Origin of the sequence: Microcoleus sp. Pol1C5 (genome assembly GCF_036701115.1) — a bacterium.
Lineage (GTDB): Bacteria > Cyanobacteriota > Cyanobacteriia > Cyanobacteriales > Microcoleaceae > Microcoleus.
On the sequence record NZ_JAUBQE010000056.1, the window covers coordinates 18,500 to 40,014 of the forward strand.

General features: G+C 45.8%; 18 protein-coding genes and 1 pseudogene. 6 read left to right on the forward strand and 13 right to left on the reverse strand.

The genetic code is table 11. The features are described from left to right. Nucleotides 1–41 precede the first annotated feature (41 nt). Together sixA and QUA23_RS25410 are read left to right on the forward strand one after the other, a co-directional pair. Nucleotides 42–536: a phosphohistidine phosphatase SixA gene (gene sixA / locus QUA23_RS25405; protein WP_333078683.1), complete on the forward strand. Its 495-nt coding sequence runs from the start codon at nt 42–44 to the stop codon at nt 534–536. 233 nt (nt 537–769) lie between these two features. After that, nucleotides 770–1,915 carry a citrate synthase gene (locus QUA23_RS25410; RefSeq protein WP_333078684.1) on the forward strand — a complete coding sequence of 382 codons (1,146 nt, stop codon included), beginning with the start codon at nt 770–772 and terminating at the stop codon, nt 1,913–1,915. A gap of 418 nt (nt 1,916–2,333) precedes the next feature. Here the strand turns inward: QUA23_RS25410 and QUA23_RS25415 are convergent. From QUA23_RS25415 to QUA23_RS25430, 4 genes and pseudogenes are all read right to left on the reverse strand, one after another. Then, nucleotides 2,334–2,839: pseudogene (locus tag QUA23_RS25415) on the reverse strand (DUF29 family protein). A 132-nt stretch (nt 2,840–2,971) separates the two neighbouring features. Further along, entirely contained in the window at nt 2,972–5,086 is a 2,115-nt protein-coding gene (argZ, locus tag QUA23_RS25420; protein WP_333078685.1) for a bifunctional arginine dihydrolase/ornithine cyclodeaminase, read from the reverse strand. Nucleotides 5,087–5,471: 385 nt separating this feature from the next. After that, complete coding sequence (locus QUA23_RS25425; protein ID WP_333078686.1) at nt 5,472–8,237, reverse strand: PAS domain-containing protein; 2,766 nt, start codon at nt 8,235–8,237, stop codon at nt 5,472–5,474. A gap of 574 nt (nt 8,238–8,811) precedes the next feature. Beyond that, nucleotides 8,812–9,750 (reverse strand): glycosyltransferase, encoded by a 939-nt coding sequence (locus QUA23_RS25430; protein ID WP_333078687.1) that lies wholly within the window; start codon nt 9,748–9,750, stop codon nt 8,812–8,814. A 308-nt stretch (nt 9,751–10,058) separates the two neighbouring features. On the opposite strand from QUA23_RS25430, the gene QUA23_RS25435 reads away from it, so the two are divergent. After that, nucleotides 10,059–11,267 carry an argininosuccinate synthase gene (locus tag QUA23_RS25435; RefSeq protein WP_333078688.1) on the forward strand — a complete coding sequence of 403 codons (1,209 nt, stop codon included), beginning with the start codon at nt 10,059–10,061 and terminating at the stop codon, nt 11,265–11,267. Nucleotides 11,268–11,553: 286 nt separating this feature from the next. On the opposite strand, the gene QUA23_RS25440 is transcribed toward QUA23_RS25435, so the two are convergent. The 5 genes from QUA23_RS25440 to QUA23_RS25460 all read right to left on the reverse strand — a co-directional run bounded on the left by QUA23_RS25440 (nt 11,554) and on the right by QUA23_RS25460 (nt 17,854). After that, nucleotides 11,554–14,196 (reverse strand): polynucleotide kinase-phosphatase, encoded by a 2,643-nt coding sequence (locus QUA23_RS25440; protein ID WP_333078689.1) that lies wholly within the window; start codon nt 14,194–14,196, stop codon nt 11,554–11,556. Nucleotides 14,197–14,205: 9 nt separating this feature from the next. Continuing rightward, nucleotides 14,206–14,529, reverse strand: coding sequence for a type II toxin-antitoxin system PemK/MazF family toxin (locus QUA23_RS25445; RefSeq protein ID WP_333078690.1), 324 nt, complete (start codon nt 14,527–14,529; stop codon nt 14,206–14,208). Continuing rightward, nucleotides 14,523–14,861 carry an AbrB/MazE/SpoVT family DNA-binding domain-containing protein gene (locus tag QUA23_RS25450; RefSeq protein ID WP_333078691.1) on the reverse strand — a complete coding sequence of 113 codons (339 nt, stop codon included), beginning with the start codon at nt 14,859–14,861 and terminating at the stop codon, nt 14,523–14,525. Before QUA23_RS25450 ends, QUA23_RS25445 begins: the two co-directional genes overlap by 7 nt. 60 nt (nt 14,862–14,921) lie before the next feature. Further along, nucleotides 14,922–16,322, reverse strand: a complete 1,401-nt coding sequence (locus QUA23_RS25455) for a 3' terminal RNA ribose 2'-O-methyltransferase Hen1 (RefSeq protein WP_333078692.1) — start codon at nt 16,320–16,322, stop codon at nt 14,922–14,924. Between the two features lie 80 nt (nt 16,323–16,402). After that, a complete protein-coding gene (locus QUA23_RS25460; protein WP_333078693.1) occupies nt 16,403–17,854 on the reverse strand; it encodes a GTP-binding protein in 1,452 nt (483 codons plus the stop codon). A 212-nt stretch (nt 17,855–18,066) separates the two neighbouring features. On the opposite strand from QUA23_RS25460, the gene QUA23_RS25465 reads away from it, so the two are divergent. Beyond that, nucleotides 18,067–18,900 (forward strand): CPBP family intramembrane glutamic endopeptidase, encoded by an 834-nt coding sequence (locus QUA23_RS25465; RefSeq protein ID WP_333078694.1) that lies wholly within the window; start codon nt 18,067–18,069, stop codon nt 18,898–18,900. Between the two features lie 81 nt (nt 18,901–18,981). Next, entirely contained in the window at nt 18,982–19,356 is a 375-nt protein-coding gene (locus QUA23_RS25470) for an S-layer protein (protein ID WP_333078695.1), read from the forward strand. Nucleotides 19,357–19,437: 81 nt separating this feature from the next. On the opposite strand, the gene QUA23_RS25475 is transcribed toward QUA23_RS25470, so the two are convergent. The 4 genes from QUA23_RS25475 to psbH form a co-directional block, all read right to left on the reverse strand. Next, nucleotides 19,438–19,704 carry a DUF3146 family protein gene (locus QUA23_RS25475; RefSeq protein ID WP_006633689.1) on the reverse strand — a complete coding sequence of 89 codons (267 nt, stop codon included), beginning with the start codon at nt 19,702–19,704 and terminating at the stop codon, nt 19,438–19,440. Continuing rightward, nucleotides 19,701–20,363 carry an aminoacyl-tRNA hydrolase gene (gene pth / locus QUA23_RS25480; protein ID WP_333078696.1) on the reverse strand — a complete coding sequence of 221 codons (663 nt, stop codon included), beginning with the start codon at nt 20,361–20,363 and terminating at the stop codon, nt 19,701–19,703. The genes QUA23_RS25475 and pth overlap by 4 nt, the downstream gene beginning before the upstream one ends. Continuing rightward, nucleotides 20,364–20,624 carry a TatA/E family twin arginine-targeting protein translocase gene (locus tag QUA23_RS25485; protein WP_333078697.1) on the reverse strand — a complete coding sequence of 87 codons (261 nt, stop codon included), beginning with the start codon at nt 20,622–20,624 and terminating at the stop codon, nt 20,364–20,366. Nucleotides 20,625–20,775: 151 nt separating this feature from the next. Next, nucleotides 20,776–20,979: a photosystem II reaction center phosphoprotein PsbH gene (gene psbH, locus QUA23_RS25490; protein WP_172189685.1), complete on the reverse strand. Its 204-nt coding sequence runs from the start codon at nt 20,977–20,979 to the stop codon at nt 20,776–20,778. Between the two features lie 213 nt (nt 20,980–21,192). Between psbH and psbN the strand changes: the two genes are divergently transcribed. Beyond that, complete coding sequence (gene psbN, locus QUA23_RS25495; protein ID WP_006633693.1) at nt 21,193–21,324, forward strand: photosystem II reaction center protein PsbN; 132 nt, start codon at nt 21,193–21,195, stop codon at nt 21,322–21,324. Nucleotides 21,325–21,515 lie beyond the last annotated feature (191 nt).

The window sequence follows — 21,515 nt, forward strand, 5'->3', positions numbered from 1 at the left end:
CTCCTAGAAAAACGGGACCCAATGCCTGGAAGTATTAATATATGGTTATTTACCTGATCCGGCACGGTATCGCCGCCGCACCCGAAGAATATGATACAGACTCAGAACGCCCGCTGACTAAAGAGGGCGATCGTAAAACCAGAAAAATTGCCCAACGGCTGTACGAACTCGAAATTCAGTTTGACCTGATTCTTACCAGTCCCCTACTGCGGGCGCAGCAAACCGCCAAAATCCTGCAAACAGTCGGTTTGAGTTCCCAAATAGAAGAATCCGCCACCCTCGCACCTTCAGGAGACATCGGAAACTGGCTGGAGTGGTACAAACAGTGGCAGGAAATAGGTAGCCGCAGCTTGGCCCTGGTGGGCCACCAACCCGACTTAGGCCACTGGGCAGAAACTTTGCTTTGGGCTCGATCGCAAGATGCCCTCATTCTCAAAAAAGCAGGTATCATCGGCTTAATCCTCCCGGAGACCGGCTCCCCAGTGGGCCGCAGCCAAATGTTTTGGCTAACTGCGCCTAAGTTTTTGCTGCACTAGAAACAGGGAACTGCCCCGACATTAACAGGACCCGCCAGCCCTCTTAAAACTGCATTCTGGGACGTGGAAACCGGGAAAAACCCGAGAAAATACGCAGGGGTGCGATCGGGCTGTCTGTTGAAACACTCGGTTTCTCAACCGCAATTAAATGATTATTTGTCAACACTGTGACACTATCTTCGTTTCTGGTAATGTACTTTTAGTAGATTGAACTCACACAAAACGGTATCGCAATGGTCGTCGGCGAATTCAAACCAGGTTTAGAAGGTGTTCCCGCCACCTTGTCCAGCATTAGCTACGTCGATGGACAAAAAGGGTTGCTGGAATATCGCGGGATTAGCATCGAGGAACTGGCACTGAAAAGTTCCTTTCTCGAAACTTCATATTTATTAATCTGGGGGGTACTTCCGACAAAGGGAGAACTAGAAGCTTTCGAGCATGAAATTCGCTATCACCGCCGGATAAAATATCGCATCCGGGACATGATGAAATGCTTTCCAGAAAGAGGACATCCCATGGACGCCCTGCAAGCTTCAGCGGCCGCCCTGGGCTTGTTCTACTCCCGCAGAGCTCTGCCCAACCAGGGATACATTCGAGAAGCTGTAGTGCGGCTGCTAGCTAAGATTCCCACAATGGTGGCGGCGTTCCAGCAAATGCGACGGGGAAATGACCCGGTGCGACCGAGGGATGACTTGGACTACTCGGCTAACTTTCTTTATATGCTCAACGAGCAAGAACCGGATCCGCTGTTAGCTAGCATTTTTGACACTTGTCTGACTCTCCACGCTGAACATACAATTAATGCCTCTACATTTTCGGCAATGGTAACAGCTTCGACACTAACAGACCCTTACGGGGTAATTGCTTCAGCAGTTGGCACTTTGGCGGGACCGCTGCACGGGGGAGCTAATGAAGAAGTGATTGATATGTTGGAGCAAATTGGTTCGGTAGAAAACGTGCGGGCTTTTGTCGAGAAGAGCGTTGAAAACAAGGACAAAATCATGGGGTTCGGCCACCGCGTTTACAAGGTGAAAGATCCGAGAGCAACTATTCTCCAAGGGTTAGCAGAACAGTTATTTGACAACTTCGGCCGCGATGATTATTACGACATTGCTGTCAAATTAGAAGAAGTGGTTGAAGAGAAATTGGGCCACAAAGGAATTTATGCAAATGTAGATTTCTATTCTGGTCTGGTTTACCGAAAAATGGGAATTCCGCTGGACTTATTTACACCAGTTTTTGCGATCGCCCGTGTTGCCGGCTGGTTGGCCCACTGGAAGGAACAGCTAGAAGCAAACCGCATTTACCGCCCCACTCAAATATATACGGGGACTCACGGTGCTCCTTATATTGCGATCGAGGATAGGATCCCTTCCTAAAGCAAAATTATCAACCCAGATCTGAAAATGGCGAGAAGAATTGTTTTGCTTTCGTGAAGTGTTGAAGTAAAAATTGCTTTCGCGTTGCGAGTCAGGAAGCAATTTCTGTCTGCCAAAAGCTGCCGTGCTGGGTTGCGCCCCCCTTGTATGTTGTGCTGTGTGTTGGCGACAATAGTAAGAAGTGACGATTTTCAGGAACTCCGGTCCTCAGACTTGCGGGTCTGAGGTTTTTTATTGGAATATCAGGCGCTGCTGCGGATGTAGGGGGGAATTGACCAAATCGGTAAAAAAGCCAGTTCAAGGCAGTCAACCCGCCCCAGCTAGGCTCTGATTTACGAATAGCTTTCGATAGGTGCGATCGCACGCATCGTTTATTACCGTCAGTATTATACAGCAATGAATTTTTCTATTTTTGACTCTATACATTCCAATTTTCACCCCCAGGTAAATGCGACAAATATTCGTCGATCGCATCCTCGAATTCACATCGAGAATAAGTGTATGTCAGGGACAGTAGCCCTGTTGCGATCGCCATAATTTGCTCTCTGTCCACTCTGTGATTGAGTTGAGCGCGGCTTAACTTTCCTTCCAACACTTCCCTGCTAGCCTCACGAATTGCGGCTTCTAGTTCATCTTCTATAAAAGACTCCCACTCAGCAGAGTTGATGTAGTAAGATGTTTTATCTTTGAGATTGATCTTTTTAATACCTCGGACCCAATTAGCAATAGAAGCAGCCCAATAATTTGTCAAACGCTGTTCAACTTGGTTTTTAATTAGGTGGATTAACAGAATCAGTAAAAAAGACCCAATATTCCGCAGAGTTGCTTGTTTGCTCATGCCCTCTAACTCATCGACAATTGCTAGAGCATCTTCATTCCTGCCTTCCAAAATACAATTTTCAGGTCTATTAATTCCTGTACCATTGCTTTTGCTCTCAATATTTATAATGATTTCGTAAGGTGCGCGGTGCGCACCCTACGCGCTTTATCCTTCAGTCCGCAAAGGCGGACTTCATTTGTACAGACGCGGTTTCAACCGCCGATTCCGCGCTACATCTAAACAGATTGAGTTACATGATGGCGACTGGTCAATTTATCCAATTGATTCACTAACAAACTCAGGAACAATCCCACATCGGTAACAACTCCAATAGACTCGATCGAACCCCGATCGCTCAATTTCGTCACCACCGCCGGATTAATGTCCACACAGACCATCTTCACACCCGCCGGCGTCATATTTCCCACACCAATTGAGTGCAGCATAGACGACAGCATTAACACCATATCCGCACCTCGTAACAGCTCAGTATATTCTTCTTGAGCCTTAACTAAATCCATTTGCGTGTCAGGAAGCGGGCCGTCATCGCGGATAGAACCTGCTAGAGAAAACGGGATATTATGCTTCACGCATTCGTACATGACACCGTTAGTAACCAGCCCGGCTTCAACAGCTTTTGCAATACTCCCGTAACGTCGCACACTGTTAATTATTTTCAAGTGATGGCGGTGCCCGCCGCGCACAGCCACACCGCGTTTCATGTCAACCCCTAAAGAGGTTCCCATGCTCGATTGTTCCATGTCGTGAACCGCGATCGCATTTCCGCCTAACAGCGCTTGTACGTAACCTTCGCGAATCAAATGCGCTAAATGTTCGCCACCGCCAGTGTGGATAACAACAGGCCCCGCCGTAACTACAACTTTGCCACCTCGATCGCGAATTTGGCGCAATTCCCACGCTACTTGTTCCACCACCAATTCTACGCGGCGCTCGCTAGAAACGCTGCCGGACATAAAACTGAACTCTTGAGAATTGCGCTGTTCCCGCGATTCGGTTTTGCGGATAGTGCGGATACCCACTACATCTACAACGACTTTTTCTCCTACTTTTAAATCGCGCAATAATTTGCATTTAGCCACTGGGCCATCAGCAGTTTCCGTAATAGCAACAGCACCGTCCATCCGCTGATTTTGCGCTTTCACCCACTGACCGTTTACCCGCACTTCTGTAGGATAAATCGTACTCACATAAAAGTCGTCCGGGGCGACGCCATCTTGCACTACCGGCTCTAAAATAGCGTCGCAAATCTCTTGCGGCGGAGGAACTGCACCCAAGTCAATCAGCATTCCCATGATTTCTTCCATCACATCGTGGGAAGGAGCCGAAACTTTAACGTCCGCAGATGATGTGCTTTGGCGCTGCTCTCCTAAATTGAAATTGAGGACTTGGAAACTGCCGCCGTTTTCGATAATTAAGTCTAACGCGCGACTGATTAAACCAGCATCTAGCAAGTGACCTTCCATGCGAATTGTGCGGCTTTCTACCATCACGTTTGCCGATCGCTCTTGTTGCACCGGTTCCGTTACCCGCAGCGTCAAACACTTACAGGCGCCGCCCGCTTTCAGAAATTCGGTCATCGGCGTTTCAATTACTTGAAAACCAGCATTAGTGATGCGCGTTTTCAAAGCTTCGCTAACTTTATTCATTACCACAACTTTGTCAATATTGACGGCATTGCAGGCAAAATTGGCGGCATCTGCTTCTTCAATGGCAATGCGTTTTTCCGGCGCCACTCGCATTTCAATTAAGCGGTTGGAGTACGAGTCAAATGCTGCTGGATAGTAGAGCAAATAGCCACCTGTCAGGGGACAAAAACAGGTGTCTAGGTGATAGAAACGTTCGTCAACTAAACGCAGCGAAAGCACTTCTATGTTGAGCCATTTGGCTAGTAACGGGTGCGAGTCGAGTTCGGAACGGAAGCCGTATCCGGCCCACAACCAGCGTCCTTCGCGATCGAGCAAAGCATCGCCAGCACCCTCAAACGGCAAGTCTTTCGGCAGTTCATGCACGGTGAAACCTTTGCTTTCAAACCATGCTTTGAAATAGGGTTCTTCGCCTTGGCGTTCTTTGTGATAGAAACGGCTGAGGACGAAGGTATTGCCTAAAAGTAAGCCTGCGTTGGCGGTAAAAACCATATCGGGCCAGCCTTTTGCGGGCGGTACGAGGTCTACCACAGCGTTTTCTTTGAGGACGTGGTAGAGTTTTTCCCACTGTTCGACGGCGCGATCGCGCGATGATTTGTGTACGTTGCCCTCCATCCACGGATTAATCACGTAATCCACATCGTAGTGGTCAGGAGCACACATGAGGAAGCGAATTGAGTCAGTCATAATTCAGTTAAAATGTGGTAGACGCTACAGCAGACGTATGTTGACAGAGTTTGTATAATAGCAACTGTAATATTCACTACTAATTTTAGCATCGCAACGTCTGGGCCTCATAAGGCCAACTGTTAATTATATCACGCTTAGGATTAGATTAAACTAAATCACAAACCTTCTTATGAAATACTCGTGAAATACTGGAGAAAATGTCTGGTTATTACACACACTATAAGAGGTTTTGATAGATCATTAATAGGATATCCGTTGAATTGTCCCAAATCGGACGATCGGGGCAAGTTTACGATTTTCTCTGGCTGATATTATAGATAGTTGATGAACCAGCCCCAGAAGAGTTATAGTTAATTTAACGCACATGATATAACAGCTTCTCTTAACTTTTTTTAACTTTCAACTTTTGCGAAATCGGAAGTTCGATCGCAAATTCTGTTCCCCGGCCAACTTCTGAATGACACTCCAAATTTCCGCCGTGGGTGTCTTTAACTATTTGGTAACTAATCGACAATCCCAAACCAGTGCCACTGCCGATCGGTTTGGTAGTAAAAAACGGGTCAAATATCCTTGACTGAACTTCGGGACGGATACCGGGCCCGGTGTCAGAAATCCGCACACACACTTGATTTTCTCGGCTGACTTCAGTAACAATGCGAATTTGGTTAACTTTGCAAGTACAGTTTGCTGATGACTCTTCCACAGCGTCGATCGCATTCAACAACAAATTCATAAATACCTGGTTTAATTGAGCCGGATAACACTCGATTTTTGGCAGTGTGCCGTAATTTTTAATGAGTTGAATTTCCCGACGTTTTTGCTGTGGCTGCAATCGGTGCTGCAAAATCACCAAAGTGCTCTCTATCCCTTCATGAATGTCTATTACTTTGCGAGCTGTTTCATCAAGTCTCGAAAAGTTTCGCAAAGACAGCACGATCTGCTTAATTCTGTTAGCACCTTCTTGCATTGAAGCCATGATTTTATGAAAATCTTCCGCGATAAAATCTGCCTCTATTTCTGCCAATTCTTGAGCTATTTCAGGAACTGGTTCGGGATAGTGTTGCTGATAAAGACTGAGCAATTTTAGTAAATCGCGAGCGTACTGTTTGGCGGGAATAATATTGCCGTAGATGAAATTGACAGGGTTATTAATTTCGTGGGCAACTCCCGCTACCATTTGCCCGATACTTGACATTTTTTCGGATTGAATTAGCTGGGATTGAGCATTTTTTAAGTATTCCAGAGTTTGTTCTAGCTGTTGCGCTTTTTCTCGTTCTCGCAGTTCGCTAAGCAGCAACTCTGCTTCGGCTTGTTTGCGATCGCTAATATCCATTACTGTTCCCAACAGTTTGATTACTTCCCCGGTTTCGTTAAAAACCGCTTCTCCTCTTCCTTCCACGTATAGGATTTGACCGCTAGGATGAATAAATCGGAACTCTCTTTTGTAGGAAATGCCTTGCGAGATAGTGAGGGTGACAGTTTTTTGAAACACGTCTCTGTCGTCGGGATGACACATCTTTAAAAGTTTTGCAGATGTCGGTTCAGTTGCACTTGAGTCAAGACCAAAAATGCGGAACACTTCTTCTGACCAAGTAATTTTATGAGTGACTAAATCAAATTCCCAACTGCCGATATGGGCAATTTTCTGGGCGGCTGCTAGACTAGCTTCGCTCTGTTGAAGTTTAAGTCGCTGTTGTTTATCTTGTTCGACAAGATTGGCTTGAGCGATCGCAATTCCCATTTGTGCTGCCACAGCTTTCAATAATCTGATCTCATCTTGTGTCCAGTTACGCGGGCGATCGTACTGGTGCAAGCATATCATTCCGTTGGCTTTTCCCTGGTAGGAAGTGCGGATGGATATCATCGACTTCAAACCTATTTGACAGCACAAATCTCTGACATTTTCTAGCAGGGGATCGGAAAAAACATCGTCAGAAACTACAGCTTGCTCTTGGGACAATAAAAACTGAACGTGAGGATTGCCCTGTACGGGAATTTGTAAATCTAAAAGCGATTTTGATGCGGCTTTTCTGTACTCAGCGACATTAAAAATTTGGGGAAATGGGTTTTCTTTGTAAGTGTGAATCAAGCAGTAATCGGCATTAAAAATTCTACCTATTTGGGCTGTCGCTGTTTGAAAAACTTGCTCTGGATTTAAGCTGTAGCGGATTTCGAGAGTAATTGTTTCTAGCAGAAATCTTTGCTTGATTTGCCGTTCCAAAGCAGCTAAAGCTGTTTTAAGTTCTAGTTCTGCTTGTTTGCGATCGCTAATTTCAGCAGCAGTTCCCAGAATTTTCCAAGGTTTGCCCTGCGGTGTTCTGGCAAACACGCTCTCCCGGCTGCAAAACCACCGATATTCACCATTCTTCTGCTGTATCCGGTATTCAAAATCAAAGCTTTCGCCATCTTTTGCTGCCTCAAGTTTTTTTCTTTGTTCGGAGAATGCAGGGATATCGTCAGGGTGTATTAACTTAGGAATAAATGTGGCTGCCATCTGCTGTATTTCTTCAAACGTGTAGCCAATATCGCTAGAAATATCGCGGTTGACGTAGAGACTTCTCTCTTCTATCAAATCGTAAACGTACAATAGATTAGGATTCGTTTTAATTACTGCCGACAGCCAGTGCTGGCTTTCTCGTAATTGTGCTTCGATCCGCTTACGTTCTTCTATTTCAGCTTCTAGCAGCGCATTTTTTGCTACAAGTTCCTTAGAAAGCCGACTGAGCAGCAGTTGATTTTCGACGCGAGCCACGACTTCTTCTATTTCAAACGGTTTAGTAATGTAATCTACCGCCCCCAGCGAAAAAGCTTTGACTTTATCAAAAACTTCATTTAAAGAGCTGATAAAAATCACAGGGATATCTTTCGTTTTCGGAGAAGCTTTTAGCTGTTCGCAGACTTGATAGCCATCCATACCGGGCATCATGATGTCCAGCAAAATCAAATCCGGTGGACTCGATAGAGCAAAGTTGAGAGCTAATTTGCCATCTCGTGTCGGCCGCAGTTTATATCCCCGCTTAGACAAAAGCCGGGATACAAGTCGCAAGCTTTCTGGATTGTCGTCCACCATTAAAATATTTTGTGGGAAAGCAGTTTTTGGAAGTCTAATTGTTTCTCGTCTTGGATTTTTATCGTCAGTTGTATTCACAGCAGACCCTCAAATTATTCAAACTTTTTATGTGGGAATACTTTTAAGTCATTAACCGTTTGTAGCTAACGCTCTCAGGTAAACCAGCACAACTCTTGGGTAGATAGCACACTCCTAAATTATTTGTAATTATATCAAAAATAAGAATAGTTTGAAAATGTGTGAAAATCTAATTATCGCAGCCCATCAAGAAAACAGGCGAGATTCATCAAATCACACGCTCAGCAAGCAAGTTTGATTAAAGGTAAAATTTTTACAATGTCTAGAAACCGATTTCGCCTGCCTTTATCTGGTGGATCGCTATTGTGTGTTCTAAGTAAATATCCTTAGTCGAAATGACAATTAAAAACCTCCCCGATCAGTGGTATCAACTTAAGACTAAAATCCTTTGCTTCTCTGGTTTTTATCCAAGTCTTGAGTCCGGTAAATCCCCTTTCTTAAGCAAGGCTAGGAGAATTTAGGCATAATTGTCCAACAGTATACCGTTAATATATTTGAGCTTAAGTTGACACCAATGGACCCTGAAACACTCCTACAATCTCTTATATTTTATTTACACCGTCCGGCGGCTGATTTATGGTATCTTTGTATCAGCCTGCAATTCCCCACAAGCGGCGTACACGGCTTTCACGTTATACCAATTCAGAAAAATTCGAGCAATTTCTAAAGCTAGCTGGGGCTTACCTTGGTCAATCAACCACTGCAAAAAAGGAGTCATTGTCCGCTCGTTCAGCATCCCACCTAATGATAAAAATCCCCACAGTATTTGGTGCAGAACAGTCATTTGAATCATCATCCGCACTTCCCAATTAGGGTGCTTTTGATAAAACAAAACTCCCATTCTCCCGCGCTGAATTTCTCGGTCTATCATGCCAGGAATTTGCTCTAAACTAAAAGGTGGATGCCAGTGATAGCCGACAGCAGCCGGACATTTAATTAATTTTAAACCTAATTTTTTCAACCTCACACCCAACTCTAAATCTTCCCATCCGTACAGTTGAAAGCGAGTGTCAAACAGTCCAGCAGCCAGCAGCCAGTGGCGGGCGATCGCGACATTTCCCGTAGCAAAATAAGCAGCCGAAAAATCGGTTATTTTGTAGGGTTCCGAAGTAGGATTATCGAAATTACAAGTATTAATCACGCTGCCGTAAGTAAAAACCGCATCAGTATCTTTGTAACCCTGTAGCAAAGCATCTGCGTGGGCTTGCAAAAAATGCTCTGTTACCACCAAATCGCTGTCAATAAAAATAATCGTATCGCCCTTAGCATCTTCAACGCCTAAATTGCGCGCAGCGGCGGGGCCTTGGTGACATTGGGCGATCGATCGCACATGAGGCAACAAGTCGGCATCTGCAGCCAACCACTCCAGCGTCCCGTCCGTCGAGCCGTCGTCCACCACAATTATTTCATACTCTCTCACAATCTCACCGAACTGCTGATTTTCCAAAGCCAGTAGACATTTTGCCAAAATCGGTTTACGATTATACGTCGGAATCACAACACTAAAAAACACGGTTTTTCCCCATCTCCACAGTTACCGTATCCCACGGTAGCAGATTTTTCGCAGCAACTCCCTAGGGAAATAGCCAAGTTTAGCAAAAAAAGAATATATAAATCTGTGCTATTTCTGACAAGAATCGATCTCAATTAGGTGCATAATGAAAAGTCGGTTAAACCTCACATTAGGCACCATTCTCAAGAACAGGCAAGATGCCTGTTCCACAAAAATGATATTTTTTTGTGGGGTGGGCATCTTGTCCGCCCTGAAAAGCTTAGTGACAAGGGTGCAAGATGTCAGTTAAATTCAGGATGTAAATAGCAATGAGTCGCGCTAAAAAAGTTGTCCTAGCATATTCGGGCGGAGTCGATACCTCCGTCTGCATTCCTTACCTCAAAAACGAGTGGGGTGTTGAAGAAGTAATTACTCTGGCCGCGGATTTGGGACAGGGAGACGAATTAGAACCGATCCGCAAAAAAGCTTTAGCATCCGGTGCTTCGGAATCTTTAGTTATTGATGCTACCGAAGAATTTGTCAAAGACTATGCGTTTCCAGCGATTCAAGCTAACGCACTTTACGAAAACCGTTATCCTCTTTCGACTGCCCTGGCTCGCCCGCTGATTGCTAAATTGTTAGTAGAAGCTGCGGAAAAATACGGTGCAGATGCGATCGCCCACGGTTGCACAGGTAAAGGAAACGATCAGGTGCGGTTCGATGTGTCGATCGGCGCGCTCAACCCCAAGATTAAGATTTTAGCACCTGCGCGGGAGTGGAAAATGAGCCGCGAGGAAACGATCGCATACGGCGAGAAATGCGGCATTCCGTCCCCGGTGAAAAAGTCTTCGCCTTACAGTATCGATCGCAACTTATTAGGAATGGCAATCGAAGCCGGAATCCTCGAAGATCCTTGGGCGGAACCGCCGGAAGAGGTGTATTTGATGACAAAGGCGATCGAACAAACTCCCGACACACCCGAATACATAGAAATCGGTTTCGATTGCGGAAATCCTGTCACTTTAAACGGCAAAGATTTATCACCAGTCGCCCTAATTTCCCAACTCAACGAAATAGTTGGAAACCACGGAGTCGGCCGGATTGACATGATTGAAAACCGCTTAGTCGGGATTAAATCGCGGGAAATTTACGAAACACCAGCGATTTTAGTTTTGATGCACGCGCACCGAGATTTAGAAAGTTTGACCTTGACAGCAGATGTGACTCGGTACAAACGCGGCATCGAAGAAACCTACAGCCAAATGATTTACAACGGTCTTTGGTACAATCCTTTGAAAACCGCTTTAGACGCATTTATTCAGGACACGCAAAAGCGAGTAACTGGAACCGTGCGGCTCAAACTGTTCAAAGGAAATGCCACAATTGTCGGCCGCAAATCTGAAAATTCTCTGTACAGTTTCGACTTAGCAACTTACGGCGCAGAGGACGAATTCGATCACAAAGCTGCCGAAGGATTTGTCTATGTTTGGGGACTACCAACCCGCATTTGGTCGGAGAAAAATAGAGGTTATAAATAGGAGCGAATTAGGGTTAAAAACTCGATGTTAGCCCACCGAATCGAATTCGGATGAAAATTCGATGTTAATTAAGAGCCGGGTGGGCATTGCCCACCTGTTTCGCGGATTAAAAGTAGGGCGCGCATCGCTTGGCGGCCGAATCAGCCTTGCGCGAGCTCGTTTCTCAACTGTTAAATTCGGGCATGAATTTAGCGCAAGTCGCACAAATGATGAATTTATCGACATTGGAAGTACAGCGATTAGTAGGAGGAAATGAATGAGCGAGCCCCTGCTTTCTACCTTCAGATTACAGCCTCGGATCGACAGGTTCGCTCTCCATCGCTAAAACTCCGAAAACGCACTCGTGAACTCGTCTCAATGGAGCACCCGCAACAAATCTCTCCAATGCTTCTACACCGAGAGCAAACTCTCGCAACGCCAAAGAACGCTTACCGGAAAGGCCGCGCGATCGCAATTGTTCTAAATGTTCCGGCAAAGAATATTCCAGACCATAAATAATTCGCAAATATTCTTTTCCGCGACATTTTACCGCAGGCTGTACGAGTCCTTTGCTATTTTTCACAATAAAATCCATTGGTTTAACAACCATTCCTTCGCCTCCCGCCGCCGTCAGTTTTTCCCACCATTGAATCCCTGCGAATCGGCTGTCGAAATCGGCAATTTCAACTATTTTGTATTCAGTAGCTAACAGCAATTCAGGGTCAGCTTTACAAATTTCTGAAATCTGTTCCATGTGCCAACAGTGATTTTTGTCAGTGTGAACAGTTCCCTCGGTTGCCAAGATGTGGAAAGGCGCTAATTTGAGGTCCAAGAGCGATTTCACTGGCCAGCAGTAGCGCTGATAGGCATGAACATAGCGATCGGCTAGTTCGGCTCTTTCTTGGTAGCTAGTCAGCAAAGAATTAATTTCAACTCCCCGCTGCTTTGCCTGTTCTAAGTTCTTAATCGCCTCCGCAAACCCGTGACGAGATGCTGTTCCCACGGCGGCGTATTGCTCTTTCAATAAACCTTGAGCTTTAGCTGACCAAGGCATTAATTCGCAGTCCAAACACACCCAATCGGTTTGAAATTTTTCCCAAAAATTGCTCGCAGTGAGAGCGACATTTACCCGCGCTAAAAATTCTATTTCTAAGGTAGAATTATCGAAAAAATGCCGTCCCGTGCGGGTGTAGCAAATGCCCATACTCTCGCTGAGAATGCCAAAGCGGCGTAAAGCTGCTGATGCGTCGCGGCAAACAATCACAACTGCACGGGAACCCATGTGCTTTTCTTCGCACACAACTGTCGATATCCCCTGCTGTTGGTAATAGCTAAATGCTTCGGCTGGATGTTCTAAAAGTCCTGGTTCGTTGGAGGTAGCAGCGGGAGACATTGTGGGCGGCAAATAAATCAGCCATTTGGGATTGGCGGCAAACCGACTCATTACTTCTAGGGCTGCGATCGCATTTTCTTCTTTAATCGTAATGTTACGTTGCAGGCGAGTTGAAATAATGCGTTTTCCGAGTACGTCGCTAATGTCCAGTACGTCATCAAACTGCTGTTGGGCGGTGAGATTCACTGCCGCCAAACCGCTATTGATAACGGGTGAATTCATATCTCTATTGTTAAGTGGAGTTGGGCTGTCTAGAAAGAGGATCGGTTTGGCAGGTTCGCAGTAAATTCTCGCAGCAGCAACGCTGACAAATTCTCTTTCGGGATACCGCAAAGCTGTTAGTTTGCCCCCGAAAACGCAGCCGGTGTCAATATCAACAGTATTGTTCAACCATTCTGTTTCTGGAACGGGGGTGTGTCCGTAAACAACCGCTGCCTGACCTCGATATTCGGCGGCCCAATTGTAGCGGACGGGCAAGCCGAATTCATCGATTTCGCCAGTTGTTTCTCCGTACAAGGCGAAATCTCGAATGCGGCCCGATGCGCGTCCCTGAAATTCAGCTTTCATCCCGGCGTGGGCGACGACTAATTTTCCGCCATCGAGGACGTAATGCCCGCTCAAACTATCTAAAAATTTGCTAATTTCTCGTACTGCTGATTCGCGCGATTCATCCGGTAAAGCGGCAATTTCTGCTAATGTTTGTTCGAGTCCGTGGTTGATTTTGACATTTTTGCCGTTGAGTTTTCGCAGCAGTTTGATATCGTGATTTCCAGGTACGCACAAAGCTGTTTCTGCGAGTACCATGTTTCGCACGAGTTTGAGGGTGTCGAGAATGCGCGGGCCCCGATCGACCAAATCGCCCAAAAACACGGCCTTACGGCCCTCCGGGTGCGCGTAGGTGGGAAAATTCCCCAAATCGGATTCGCTGGATTTTTCGATAATTTGATAGCCCAACTGTTGCAGCAATTGTTCCAATTCGTCGCAGCATCCGTGAACGTCGCCGATGATGTCAAAAGGGCCGCAGTCGCCTTTGCGATTGTTCCACAAAGGTTGTCTCTCGACTTCCACCGCGTCGATTTCCTCTGGGGAACGCAGGACGTAAACGTACCGAAATCCTTCCCGATCTAGAGATTTGAGCGATCGCTTTAAATTCTGAACGTGGCGGCGAATTACATGATTTCCGAAATTGCGGTTTGCACGTTGTTGGTTGCGATCGCCACACAATTTTTCTGGTAAATCTAGCACAATAGCAACCAAAAAGCAATGATATTTTCGGGCTAATTCCAACAAAGGTTTGCGGCTTTCCGGCTGAACGTTGGTGGCATCAATCACAGTTAGCTTACCTGCGGCCAGACGTTTAGCAGCGATTAAATGCAATACTTCAAAAGCATCAGCGGTGACCGCTTGATTGTTTTCGTCGTCGGAAACCAGACCGCGGCAGTAATCCGATGAAATGATTTCTGTAGGTAGGAAATGCTGTCGCGCAAAGGTAGATTTGCCGGAACCGGATGCACCGATGAGAACGACTAAAGATAGTTCTGGAAAAGTAATTTTCATTTAATATTATTATTCAGCAAACATCTGTACCAAAGTATCTAAAACTGCTTTTTGTTCGTCAGCGCTGATTTGACCGAGATATTCATCTAATCGATTTTTGTCAACAGTCCGAATTTGATCGAGGACAATTTGCCCATCTTTGCCTTGAAAATGACAATCTATGCGGCTGGGATATTGTCGCCCCTTCGTTGTCATTGGAGCAATGATGACAGTGGCAATGCGCTTGTTCATCTCATCTGGTGAAATCACCAAACAAGGTCTAGGTTTCCGAATTTCACTGCCAACAGTGGGATCAAGGTTAACTCGAAAAACATCAAAACGTTTGACTACCATTGCCACTCAAGCTCCTCCCACTCCGTAGTGGTGACATCATCAAGAAGGACATCATCATGTTGCTCTGCCATTTTTGCGAACGCTTCCTCCCAGCCGGCACGCGGTTTTGGGGCTGCACCAATGACGATCCAACCGGCAGGCGGTTTTTGGGCTGAACCAATGACGTACCAATCGGCACCCGGTTTTTGGGCTGCACGAATGACAATCCGATCGCCGTGAACTTCGATTTCTACTGCTTCGCTAATACCAATTTGCTCTAACAAAGATTTGGGAATGCGAATGCCCTGAGAATTGTCAATTTCAACGATCTGGGTTTGAATAGATTTACTCATAGCGTCAGCCTGCATTTTTCCAAGTTTAACTATATTGTAAGCACAAACAGACTGTGGGTATTATTTGTACTGGGTGAATATTGCCATTTGCGTAGGCGAACCTACTTCTAAATCTTCAGTTCCCACACAACGAAACTCTACCCCACAGCCAAACCGTTCGGCAACTCTATTCGCCCAAGTCTGAAACTCTGCCCTTGTCCACTCAAAGCGGTGATCCCGGTGGCGAAATTTGCCCGCCGGCAAGTTTTCAAACCTAACGTTATATTCAATATTTGGACTTGTGACGATCGCACTTTTGGGTCGGATAAATTCAAACAAAACCCGTTCAAAAGCAGCTAACCGTTCTAAATCCAGATGTTCGATCACTTCAATTACCGCCGCCGCATCAAAACCAATCAAGCGGCTGTCCCAATAAATTAGCGAACTTTGAATTAGTTGAATGCGAGATTGTTGTGCGGGAGACAATCGATCGATCTGCAAACGTTCCCTGGCAATTTCCAATGCACGAAAGGACACATCGACGCCTGTAATTTGTTCGATCGAGCTTTCTTTCAAAAGCAGTTTCAGCAGTTTTCCCTCACCGCAGCCCAAATCTACCACTCGCTTAGCACCACTTTGCTTTAAAACCTCCGTCACAGCTTCCAAGCGCTGTTGATTCAAGCTAATTTGCTGTTCTAAAACTTCCTCTTCTTGCTGATGAGAAACTTCGAGATACTCAGGGTCGATATTATCTGCTTCTGCTAACTGTGCCACAGCAATGCGCGTCAGACGGCGCTGGCGTTTCAGATAGCGGTTGGCAATTTGTTCGCGGGCGGGATGCGCGTTCAACCAACCTTCGCCGTGATGCAATAATTTCTCGATTTCATCATCGCCTACCCAATAATGTTTGTCGTCATCCAACACGGGAATTAGCACGTAAAGATGGCTTAACAAATCCGCCAAACGAACTGTATTTTGGAGTTCCACAGAAAAGTAAGGACTTGCGCCCCACTCGGGAAATTGCTCGTCAAGAATCAGGGGTTTTGCTGCGACTTGATAGCCAAGCGGCTCAAACATTTGCCGCAGAAACTTCTCGCCACCGCGACAGGGCAAAACCGCCAGATTAACTGTCAAAGGAATAGCTGTTTCTGCGAGTTCTGGGCGGTCTTTGCAGCGACCGGATAGAGCTGTACTAAAGACTTTGGCGAGGGCGACAGACAGAAACGAAGAGGCAACGTAGGGGCGATCGTTCACGTATTGTTCGAGAGGGCGATCGCCCGATTTTGACTTGCCCCGCACCAAACCAACCGGATCGACATCTAACAGTAAAGCCGCCGTGCACCTTTCTGCATTGGCCTCTGGATAAAACACGCTGGCTTTCCCGAAAGTCATCGGAAAGGATTGATGGCGATCGGGATGTTTGTGCAGCAAATAGCCCAAATCTGTAGCAGGGACGCGAGTTGTAGAGATGGTTAATAACATAAGCTATTAATTTTTGAAATTATCTGCGTTTATCTGTGTTTATCTGCTTTATATCTGCGGTTGAATAATTCCCAAAACAATCAATGAAATTTCTGTTTTTCCACACTTCCCAAATCCAACTTAGCCCGCAACTCTTCCTTAATCCGATTTAAAATAGAATCCTCATCCAAAGAAGACAGAATCTTGCTCACCACAGCCTTTGGTCCATCATCTCCCCAAGAAGCACCATTAGCCAAATAAGCCTTAGTAACTTGACCGATACCGTAGGAAGAAACCCCCGCGATCGCAGCTTGCGTCACCGCCACAGACAAATAAGGCCCTAAAGCCAAACCCCCCGTCGCCGGCGTCGCCAAACCCAACAATCCTTTCAAAGAACTCAAACCAAAATTAGCCAACAATTCACCCGCAGTAATTCCCCCCATACTAATCGCAATCTTTTGCAGCAATTCCACCGCGCCCGCTTCCGTCATCGCAATGCCGTAAACTTTAGATAAAGTTAAGATCATCACCACATCAATTACCGCACCGCTAAGAATATCAACTACAGTAATTGGATTAAGTGCGATCGCCACCGCTTTCGTCATTACCGCGTTCCAGATAATTCGATTAGCCGCCTCATCTCGAATTTCCATTTTTCGCTGCACCAACTGCTCGTTAATATCCCCCGCACAGAGCATCGTATTCAGCGCGACCAAAGATTTGCCTTCTCGGTCTAAAATCTCCAAAATCTTTAATTTTAAATCTTGCACTTGTGGCAAACTGCGAGTCATTTGCACGCCCATACTTCCGTCGGGACGGCGCACCGCCCTCGCCGTCAAAGGGGAAGCCGCCGCCATCACAATTTCATCGGGAGACAACAATTCTCTTACGCGATCGTCTCGAATTTTATGATAAATTGCCAGCCTGTCTGCATCAGGATACTGGTCAATTTTATTAAACACTAATAACATCGGTTTTCCGGCTTCCCGCAACTGCGAAAGTGCTGCGTATTCCACCTTTGTAATGTCGCCAGCAACTACAAACAAAATCAAATCTGCTTGTTGAGCAACGCGGCGGGCTAAAAGTTCGCGAGTTTCGCCGTCAACTTCATCTATTCCCGGAGTATCGACTAATTCAACTTGCGACAAACGGTAAATAACTGGCGAAAGTCGATCGGGCAAATTCTCATCAATTCCCTCTCCTACATCCCACTGACCGATAGTCGTGGTGCGAGTCACCCCGTGAGTCGGGCCAGTTTCAAACACATTTTGACCTAGCAGCGCGTTCAAAACCGAAGATTTTCCCCTTCCCACCATCCCAAACACAGCTATTTGCACGCAAGCGCGCTCTAGCTTGTCGAGCATTTTCTCCAACCCGCCAATTTCCGGCTCAAGTCCAGTTCGCTCTTGAACTGTCAAGTCGAGATTTTCTACTATATCTCGCAGAGCATCTTTAGCGTGGCGCAGGTTGAGTTCTGCCTGAATGTCTGCGAAGCTTAAAATTGTGTCATCTAATTCGCGATCGACATTTGAAAAATCCGAGGCTTCAGTCATTGTTACCTGATGTTATAGCTTTGCTTCACTTAAAGTTTCAACCGATATGATGCCATTCTAGCTTTTTCCGTCTGCTTTGTACATTAGGGGTACGGCAATGGCGTGTTTATAATCCGGGTAGGGAGACAGCAATGCTGTGTCCTAATCCTGGTAAGGACACAGCATTGCTGTCTCCCTACAGATATCATGTAAAACCTGTTTAATTTACAACAATGATTAAGCGCCTCCAAATAATAGCCAGTTATCCATTTCCTTTACGTGTAATAATTTTTCTATTAATCTTGCTAGCAATTTGGCTGCCCCTAGCAGCACCAATTTATCTCTTGGTTAAAGATAGTAACCTAGCAACTATTCTGACAATGGGATTGTTGTTTACTGAGTTTCTGTTGCTAGTGCCACGCTGGGGAAAACAGGTTTACGGACAAACCCAATTACTCAAAAGTTACGGTTTAATCAATACGCGAAAAAACGGTTTTGAGCTTTTAATCGGATTGGCGATCGGGCTTTTGCTCACTTTCAGCTTATTTGCGGTGCAAGGGCTGTTCGGCTTAGTCGCGTGGCAAAATTCTGATAATTTGCCTAGAATCATCGCAGAAGGGCTGTTAAGCGCCCTTGGAGTCGGTTTTGCGGAGGAGTTGGTATTCCGTGGCTGGTTGCTGGACGAGTTGCAGCGGGATTACAATTATAGAATCTCTCTGTGGGCGAATAGCCTGGTGTTTGCCTTATCTCATTTTATCAAACCTGTCGCGGCCATGCTGCGGAGTTGGCCGCAGTTTCCGGGGTTGTTGTTGCTGGGTTTGATTCTGGTTTGGGGAAAAAGATCGCGCCAAAATCGCCTCGGTTTGTCGATCGGGCTTCATGCAGGTTTAGTCTGGGGATATTACATGATTAACATCGGGCAGTTAGTGCGATATTCGGCATCTGTTCCCGACTGGGTGACAGGAGTTAACGGCAATCCGCTAGCTGGGGCGATCGGGCTGTTGTTTTTGAGTGTCTTGGCCTTGGGAATGCGAAAAATGTCTGAACATTCCAAAGGTTTCGAGTAAGGACGAAGATTCCTTATTTGCCACAACTTTGAGGACTAAATTCCTCACTACCACCCAACTAATTCAGCAATTTATAAACTTATGAAACTCAGCATCTTTGGCACTGCTACACTGTTAATTTATACAGGTTTGTTAGCTCCGGCAAACGCACAAAATCCGGCACAACTCAAGCCAAATAATTCTTTAGTCCAAGTGCAGACAACGCCAGAACAAATTCTCAATGCTTGCGTGCAGAATCAGGTTGAAACCCTGCCAAATGCTTTTACCGATGTACCTTCCAATCACTGGGCTTACAAAGCTGTTTTGACAATGTATTATTGCGGGGCTTACCGAGAAGGGACGCCACCTGCTTTAATTAAAGAATCACTGGAATCGGGACCTCCTACTACAGAAAGTTTGCCTTCCCGATCACCGTTTCCCAATTTCCCCTTAGAGCCATTTCCCGTGATTAATTAAATAATTACTGGAAGCGGGATATCCTACTAAAGTAAGTTTTTATTCCCGATTACCTTTTCCGCATTTCCCATTACCAAGATTTTAAAACTGAGCCCGAACCGTAAACGAATAATCGCCACCTGGTTCTAATTGATAATCCCATTTCTCCAGGAAACGGTGCAGCGGTTCCTGAATCAATGCCCTACCCTGAGAAGGCTCAAGTATCAGTGTTTTTTCTGACGTGAAACGCCACTGAAACTGCCACTCAAAATTGCCGGCAGTCACTTCACCCTCAATCGTGCCTTTTTGCCAAGATTGGCCAGTAACCCGGACATATGCAGTTGTTTCAGGCAAACGTCTCGAACTCACCTTTTTGTTTCCGCGTTTGTTTCTGCAATTGTGCGACTATTGTAAAGGCTCATGGCTTTTTCTACTCCTTGGTGCAGACTTAGTTCCACAGCTTCTACAACCAGTTTAAGCACTTTTTCTACTAACTGACTTTCCTCTGAGGAAAACTTTCCTAACACGAAGGAAATTGTATCTTTCTCATTTTTAGCAGCATCGTTTTGAGGTTTGCCGATGCCAATGCGCAAGCGGGGAAATTTGTCTGTACCCAAATGAGAAATTGTCGATTTCATGCCGTTGTGTCCGCCGGCTGAACCGGCAAGCCGCATTCTCAATTTCCCGATCGGCAAATCCATATCATCGTATACTACTAATACCGACTCCGCAGGTATTTTGTACCAATCCGTCGCTGCCCGAATCGCTTGGCCCGACAGATTCATGTAAGTAAGCGGTTTCAGCAAGCGAATTTTATGTCCCCGCTGCGGGTTTCCCTCGCCAAATATGCCTTGAAATTTGCGATTTTCCGACAGGGAAATCTGCCAAGATTTAGCCAAGGCATCGACAGCATTAAAGCCTATGTTGTGTCGGGTGCGATCGTATTTAGGTTCGGGATTTCCCAACCCAACTATTAGCTGGGGAATCACTAACTCCGCTGGTGTTTCCGACTTCTGAGTGTTGTTCATTTAACTGTCTGTGCTATCTTCCTTGGGCTTCGCCGCCGCGAGTTTTTCAGTTTCGGGTTTGCTGTTAGTTGCTACTGCTTCTTCTAACTGCTTAGCTTCCCGCGTGAACTCCGACTCAAAATCCCGCGAAGCATCTTGAAATCCCCGAATTGCCTTCCCCATACTCCGACCTATTTCAGGTAATTTTTTCGGGCCAAATACCAATAGGGCGATCGTAAAAATAACGGCCATTTCCGGCAAACCAATGCCAAAAATATTCATGGTTTTTCTCCTGCAATTTATTTAGTTACTTCTTGTTTATTTATGCCAAAAGTAATCGGAAAGGGTAAGGAAAAACGGGAAAACTTAGCTTTTACCCTTTCTCCTCAACCCTCAGCTTTTACTTTTAGCCTTACTGTTTTGCGATCAATTTTTAGCGGCCGAGACTCGACCAATCCATATCCACATTCTCCAGAATCAGCGAAGAGTTGTAGATTTGCAAAATAATCAACAAGAACACGAAAAACAGTCCAATGAAAACGCTCATCAACAGCGTGGTGCCCCAACCCGGAGCGACCTTGCCGTACTCTGAGTTAAGGGGTTTGAGTATATCTCCTAACCAAGTCCGTTGTGCCATAAGTCACCTACAATGAATCTCTACAGAAAAGTTTGACATATTTCTACCGCTAATTGCGATCGCAATTTCTCAGAAATGTGGCATGGGGGACTGGGAGAAGGGGGAGTGGGGGTTGGGGGCCATACCGTATTGCGCCTAAAATCACTAGACTTTCAGACGGATTGTTATTTTTTGTAATATTATAGAGTGGATCACTCATAATCGATCAAAAATATGGAACCTGCAGCAGTTCTTGGCATTTCACTGGGTGTGTGTCTGGTGGCAATCACCGGATTCTCGATCTACACCGCTTTCGGTCCCCCTTCTAAGGAATTGAGAGATCCTTTTGAAGAGCACGAAGACTAAAGAAGAAGGAAGTTCGGTAACGAGCAATGTATCGGATGTAACGGAGGTCAGGAAGAAGGAAGATTTTTTCCCTCTCCCCATCTCCCTCTCTCCCTCTCCCTCGGGCTCGGAGCTATTTTTATAGCGGGAAAAAAGTGATGCTGTGGGGCGATTGCCTGTCGCCTACTCGTCAATGGTATATTTTTCATAAA

What these genes read in the sequence shown, in the direction of transcription:
- sixA (WP_333078683.1), top strand. Translation starts at nt 42, where the DNA reads ATGGTTATTTACCTGATCCGGCACGGTATCGCCGCCGCACCCGAAGAA.
- QUA23_RS25410 (WP_333078684.1), top strand. Translation starts at nt 770, where the DNA reads ATGGTCGTCGGCGAATTCAAACCAGGTTTAGAAGGTGTTCCCGCCACC.
- argZ (WP_333078685.1), bottom strand. Translation starts at nt 5,086, where the DNA reads ATGACTGACTCAATTCGCTTCCTCATGTGTGCTCCTGACCACTACGAT.
- QUA23_RS25435 (WP_333078688.1), top strand. Translation starts at nt 10,059, where the DNA reads ATGAGTCGCGCTAAAAAAGTTGTCCTAGCATATTCGGGCGGAGTCGAT.
- QUA23_RS25440 (WP_333078689.1), bottom strand. Translation starts at nt 14,196, where the DNA reads ATGAAAATTACTTTTCCAGAACTATCTTTAGTCGTTCTCATCGGTGCA.
- QUA23_RS25445 (WP_333078690.1), bottom strand. Translation starts at nt 14,529, where the DNA reads ATGGTAGTCAAACGTTTTGATGTTTTTCGAGTTAACCTTGATCCCACT.
- QUA23_RS25450 (WP_333078691.1), bottom strand. Translation starts at nt 14,861, where the DNA reads ATGAGTAAATCTATTCAAACCCAGATCGTTGAAATTGACAATTCTCAG.
- QUA23_RS25455 (WP_333078692.1), bottom strand. Translation starts at nt 16,322, where the DNA reads ATGTTATTAACCATCTCTACAACTCGCGTCCCTGCTACAGATTTGGGC.
- QUA23_RS25460 (WP_333078693.1), bottom strand. Translation starts at nt 17,854, where the DNA reads ATGACTGAAGCCTCGGATTTTTCAAATGTCGATCGCGAATTAGATGAC.
- QUA23_RS25465 (WP_333078694.1), top strand. Translation starts at nt 18,067, where the DNA reads ATGATTAAGCGCCTCCAAATAATAGCCAGTTATCCATTTCCTTTACGT.
- QUA23_RS25470 (WP_333078695.1), top strand. Translation starts at nt 18,982, where the DNA reads ATGAAACTCAGCATCTTTGGCACTGCTACACTGTTAATTTATACAGGT.
- pth (WP_333078696.1), bottom strand. Translation starts at nt 20,363, where the DNA reads ATGAACAACACTCAGAAGTCGGAAACACCAGCGGAGTTAGTGATTCCC.
- QUA23_RS25485 (WP_333078697.1), bottom strand. Translation starts at nt 20,624, where the DNA reads ATGAATATTTTTGGCATTGGTTTGCCGGAAATGGCCGTTATTTTTACG.
- psbH (WP_172189685.1), bottom strand. Translation starts at nt 20,979, where the DNA reads ATGGCACAACGGACTTGGTTAGGAGATATACTCAAACCCCTTAACTCA.
- psbN (WP_006633693.1), top strand. Translation starts at nt 21,193, where the DNA reads ATGGAACCTGCAGCAGTTCTTGGCATTTCACTGGGTGTGTGTCTGGTG.